Origin of the sequence: Tritonibacter litoralis (genome assembly GCF_009496005.1) — a bacterium.
GTDB classification, from domain to species: Bacteria; Pseudomonadota; Alphaproteobacteria; order Rhodobacterales; family Rhodobacteraceae; genus Epibacterium; species Epibacterium litoralis.
The window spans coordinates 1-4108 of record NZ_WIBF01000035.1 but is presented as its reverse complement, the minus strand read 5'-3'; the positions used below and the strand labels follow the sequence as shown (position 1 = coordinate 4108).

Annotated in this window: 7 protein-coding genes; all 7 read left to right on the top strand. The window is 62.0% G+C overall.

Annotated elements, in window-relative coordinates:
- The coding region (locus GFB49_RS20790) for a VirB8/TrbF family protein (protein WP_214644994.1) at positions 1 to 129 on the top strand (129 nt) is incomplete at its 5' end.
- Position 130: 1 nt separating this feature from the next.
- Positions 131 to 826, top strand: coding sequence for a TrbG/VirB9 family P-type conjugative transfer protein (locus tag GFB49_RS20785; RefSeq protein ID WP_153218161.1), 696 nt, complete (start codon positions 131 to 133; stop codon positions 824 to 826).
- Positions 823 to 2202, top strand: coding sequence for a TraB/TrbI/VirB10 family type IV secretion system protein (locus GFB49_RS20780; protein WP_035252585.1), 1380 nt, complete (start codon positions 823 to 825; stop codon positions 2200 to 2202). Before GFB49_RS20785 ends, GFB49_RS20780 begins: the two co-directional genes overlap by 4 nt.
- Before the next feature lie 4 nt (positions 2203 to 2206).
- On the top strand, positions 2207 to 3193 hold the full coding sequence (locus tag GFB49_RS20775; RefSeq protein ID WP_035252582.1) for an ATPase, T2SS/T4P/T4SS family: 987 nt from the start codon (positions 2207 to 2209) through the stop codon (positions 3191 to 3193).
- Positions 3190 to 3384, top strand: coding sequence for a DUF4177 domain-containing protein (locus GFB49_RS20770; RefSeq protein ID WP_035252579.1), 195 nt, complete (start codon positions 3190 to 3192; stop codon positions 3382 to 3384). The genes GFB49_RS20775 and GFB49_RS20770 overlap by 4 nt, the downstream gene beginning before the upstream one ends.
- Positions 3381 to 3794: a hypothetical protein gene (locus tag GFB49_RS20765; RefSeq protein ID WP_035252576.1), complete on the top strand. Its 414-nt coding sequence runs from the start codon at positions 3381 to 3383 to the stop codon at positions 3792 to 3794. The genes GFB49_RS20770 and GFB49_RS20765 overlap by 4 nt, the downstream gene beginning before the upstream one ends.
- A 12-nt stretch (positions 3795 to 3806) precedes the next feature.
- The coding region (locus GFB49_RS20760; RefSeq protein WP_194269440.1) for a type IV secretion system protein at positions 3807 to 4108 on the top strand (302 nt) is incomplete at its 3' end.

The following is a 4108-nucleotide window of genomic DNA, read 5'->3' as shown; positions in this document are numbered from 1 at the left end:
CTCTTCACCGCCACGCTTCTCTTCGAGTTCCGTCCCGAGACCCGCCGCTCCATCGATGAGGTCTGGACCAACCCCTTCGGCTTCACGGTCCTCGAATATTCCATCCGCTCCGACAGATTGGAGAATTAGTTTGATCAGTAAGTTCTTTGTTGCTGGCCTATTTGCCTTACTGCCATTCCTCGCCTCTGCCGAAGCCATCCCGCGTGGCGGTCCCAACGACAGCCGCGTGCGGCTGGCCACCTACCAAGAAGGCCAGGTCTACCGCCTCAGCGTCTCGCTCACCCATGTCACCACCATCGAGTTCAGCGAGGGCGAAAGCATCCGCTCGATTATCGCGGGCGACACGGAGGGTTTTGAAATCGACGGCGTGCCGGGTGGCCAAGCCTTCGCGATCAAGCCCGTCGCGCGCGGCGTCCATACCAATGTGACCGTCTATACCAACCGCCGCAGCTATTACTTCAACGTCCAGGAGGTCCGCAGCCCAACCTTCTACGTGGTGCAGTTCCGCTATCCGAAAGACAATGCACGGCCCACACGTGCCATCGCGGCCCAAGCCCCTAACCACAATTACGGTGCCAGTGCGCGCACCGAGTTCACCCCGACGCGCGTCTGGGATGATGGGACCTTCACGTATTTCGAGTTCCCGCGGAACGCGCCGGTGCCCGCAATCTTTCGCTACGCCAATGGCCGAGAACGGACGGCCAACACGCAAGCGACCGAGGACGGCGTGATCCGGGTCTCCGGGGTGAACAGGCAATGGGTGCTGCGGATTGGGGAGGAGGTGGTCTGTATCGAGGCCACACCAACGGCGGGGGTCGGATCATGAGCGACACCGGAAACGCGGACCTCGAGAAACGCCTCGCTGCTCTCGAGCAAGGCAAAGGCGCAGGTTCGCCCCCTGCCCCACGGCGCCCACCGCTGCTCGCACTGGTCGTCGTCCTCGTGATCGGTGCCGGCGGTGCATTGCTCTATCTCCTGTCCCAACCCGAGGAAGAAGAAGCTCTGCCTACGGCCACGCCAGACGTGTTCCAGAACGAAGGCGACGGGTTCGGTGCCATCGAAACCCTCCCTCCACCGGAGCCCGAAGTCGTTCTGGTCGCACCTGAACCGGTGGAACCGAACGCCGAGCTTTTAGCGCAACTCGCCGCCCTTCAGGCCCAGATCGAAGAATTGCGCAGCGCGCCCGAACCGGTAGTAGAGGAAGATACCGCAGCCGCTGAAGCCATTGATGCGCTGACAGCGCAGATAGCCGCCCTGCAAGCTGCGTCGGAAGCCGCGCAACAGCAGTTTCGCGATGAGCTTACGGCGCGCGACCGCGAACTGGAGCAACTCCGGATGGATCTCGAACTCGCGCAGCTTGAGGCCAACCGCCCCCTGCCCGCACCCATCGGCCCAACCGAAGACGAACTGCGCGCGCGGGAAGAAGAACGGCTCCGCCGCGAGGAGGAAGCACGGCGGCTGGCGGAACTCGAACGCCGCGCGGCTGAGGAACGCGCATTCCAGGAGCGCCGCATCACCTCGCCGACGATCGCTTTTGGAGGTGCATCCGGTGCGAATGAGACGGCACTGACCAAACGCACCTTCGGGGACGTGACGGATTTCGTGCTGAACGGCGCACTGCCCACGTCCGTGACGCAGGCAGAAGTCATCGCCAACCCGTCCAACACCATCATCCAGGGCACAATGATTCAGGCCGTCATGGAAACTGCCCTTGACAGCTCCCTGCCCGGCCAGACCCGTGCCGTGGTGTCCGAGGATGTCTACAGCGTCGATGGCGCGCGCCTCCTTATCCCGCGCGGGGCCCGTCTCATCGGGCGCTATCGTTCGGGGGTCGATATCGCGCAGCGCCGGGTCACCATCGCCTGGGACCGGATCATGCTACCCGACAACCAGACGATCCAGATCAGCTCTTTCGGGGGTGACGAATTGGGCCGCTCCGGCGTGACCGGCTTTGTCGACACGCGCTTCGATGAGCGTTTCGGCTCAGCGGCGTTGATATCGCTGATCTCCGCCGCGCCAAGCGCTGCTGCTGCAAACGTCCAGGATGAGACCGCCGCGGACGTGCTCGAAGACGTGGGCGATGATCTGGCCGATGCCACGGACAGCGTCATAGGCGACTACCTCTCCATCGGCCCCGTCATCTATGTCGACCAAGGGGCCCGCGTCACGGTGATGGTCGACCGCGATCTGGAGATATTCTGAGTCCATGTCGCTGAGCTATCTCGAAACCTCCCTCGACAGGATCGACGCCGCCGCTCGCGACGATGTCATCGAGATCTGCATCAACCCCGATGGCAGCTGCTGGGGCGAGTTCCAGGGCGATCACTCCATGCGAGAACTGGAACGGCAGCTAACCGCAACGGAAGTGAAGGACCTCGGCAACCAGATCGCCTCCTCCGCCAACACCACAATGAGCAAAGACCGCCCGATCGTCTCGGTCTCGATCACCTACAAGGGCCGCCCGATCCGGGCACAGGTCATCACCCCGCCTGCCGTGCTCTCGGCGATGTCGATCAGCCTTCGGTTTTTTTCAAGCCTGCCGCTCGATGGCATCGCGCTCGACTTTCTGTATGGCAAAGAACGCAAGCTCGAAGAACTGCGTCTCGAGAAGACGCGGGAACTGCGCGACGTTGTGGCCGCGGGCGTGATCGACGATGCGCTGGCCTTTTGCGTCGACAACAAGCTTAACATGATCGTCTCTGGCGGCACCTCCACCGGCAAGACCGTGGCTGCGCGCAAGATCCTCTCGCACGTGCCATCCGAGGAACGCATCGTCACCATCGAGGAAGCCGCCGAGCTTCTGCCGACCCAGCCCAATGCCGTGACCCTCATCGCCAATCGCGATGCGGAGTTCCAGACCGCCGATGTGCTGCTCACCGCAACGTTGCGCATGCGCCCCGACCGGATCATCCTGGGCGAGGTGCGCGGCAAGGAGGCCATGACCTTCCTCGAGGCGATCAACACTGGCCATGGCGGCTCAATGACCACGCTGCACGCAGAAACCCCGCAACTTGCCGTGCAGCGTCTGGCCATCGCCGCGCTCAAGACCGAGATCCCCATGACCTATGCCGACATGATCCAGTACATCGAGAACTCCATCGACGTAATCATCCAGGCCGGTCGCCACGACGGCAAACGCGGCATCACTGAATTCTACCTCCCCGGCGCAACCGAGATCGGAGCTTCCCAATGAAGACCTTTGAATATGACATCCTGACCTTCCCGATGAGCCGCAAGACAGGTGAATTTGAGATGAAAAACGTTCTGAATGCCCGAGGCGCAGAGGGATGGGAAGTCGTGTCGTTCACTTCATCGGAATACGCTAACGTTGGCTACACGGTATTTTTGAAGCGGGAAACGACTGCGGCCGAGGCAAAGGCATGAATTCGGCGCGGCTAACTCTTGCGCTAATCGCGCTGGCCGTGAGCCTACTGGCTGTCCCCGCCTTGGCAGAGCGCAATATGGTGCCGACCCTCGATCGCAGCTTCGACGTCTGTGCAGACCGGCCCACCGAGCCTGCCTGGATGCATGAGATCCCCCTGCGCCAAGCCTATCAGCGGGTTCTGGTTCAGGACATCTATCGCGCCCAGAATCTCGAGCGGGTCGTTGAGATCGGCAACTGCGACTGCGCGACCCGGTTCCCGTCCTGGGACGCTGCAGAAGCGGTATTTCGGGAGAGATACGCCAGCGACGAACGATGGGAAATGCTGGAAGCCTCGGACGCCTACAACAGTCGTGCCAACGACGTTCGCCTCGCGGCCAAAGCGATCTGCGAAGCCGCAGGTAACTGGTGAGGCTGATCCCAGATGAGCGTCGTCACCTACTTCGTTGAAACCTCCCAGGGCTACCTCGACACCGCGGCGGAAACCCAGTTCGGGTCGGTCGCGGCGACAGTCGGCACGCTTCTGGTGCTGGGAACAACTCTGGTGGTGATCCTCGTCTTCCTGAACATGATCTACCAGTATAAGGCGATGGACGGGCGCACGGCCTTTTGGCTCGCAGTCAAGATCGGGTTGATCGGAATATTTGCGACCAATTGGGTGCAGTTCAACGCGCTTTCCGCCGCTATCCTTGCAGGGATCGACAGCATTGCGGGGGCGCTCGTGGC

Coding starts and splice junctions, on each gene's coding strand:
- GFB49_RS20775 (WP_035252582.1), top strand. CDS start 2,207: ATGTCGCTGAGCTATCTCGAAACCTCCCTCGACAGGATCGACGCCGCC.
- GFB49_RS20770 (WP_035252579.1), top strand. CDS start 3,190: ATGAAGACCTTTGAATATGACATCCTGACCTTCCCGATGAGCCGCAAG.
- GFB49_RS20765 (WP_035252576.1), top strand. CDS start 3,381: ATGAATTCGGCGCGGCTAACTCTTGCGCTAATCGCGCTGGCCGTGAGC.
- GFB49_RS20780 (WP_035252585.1), top strand. CDS start 823: ATGAGCGACACCGGAAACGCGGACCTCGAGAAACGCCTCGCTGCTCTC.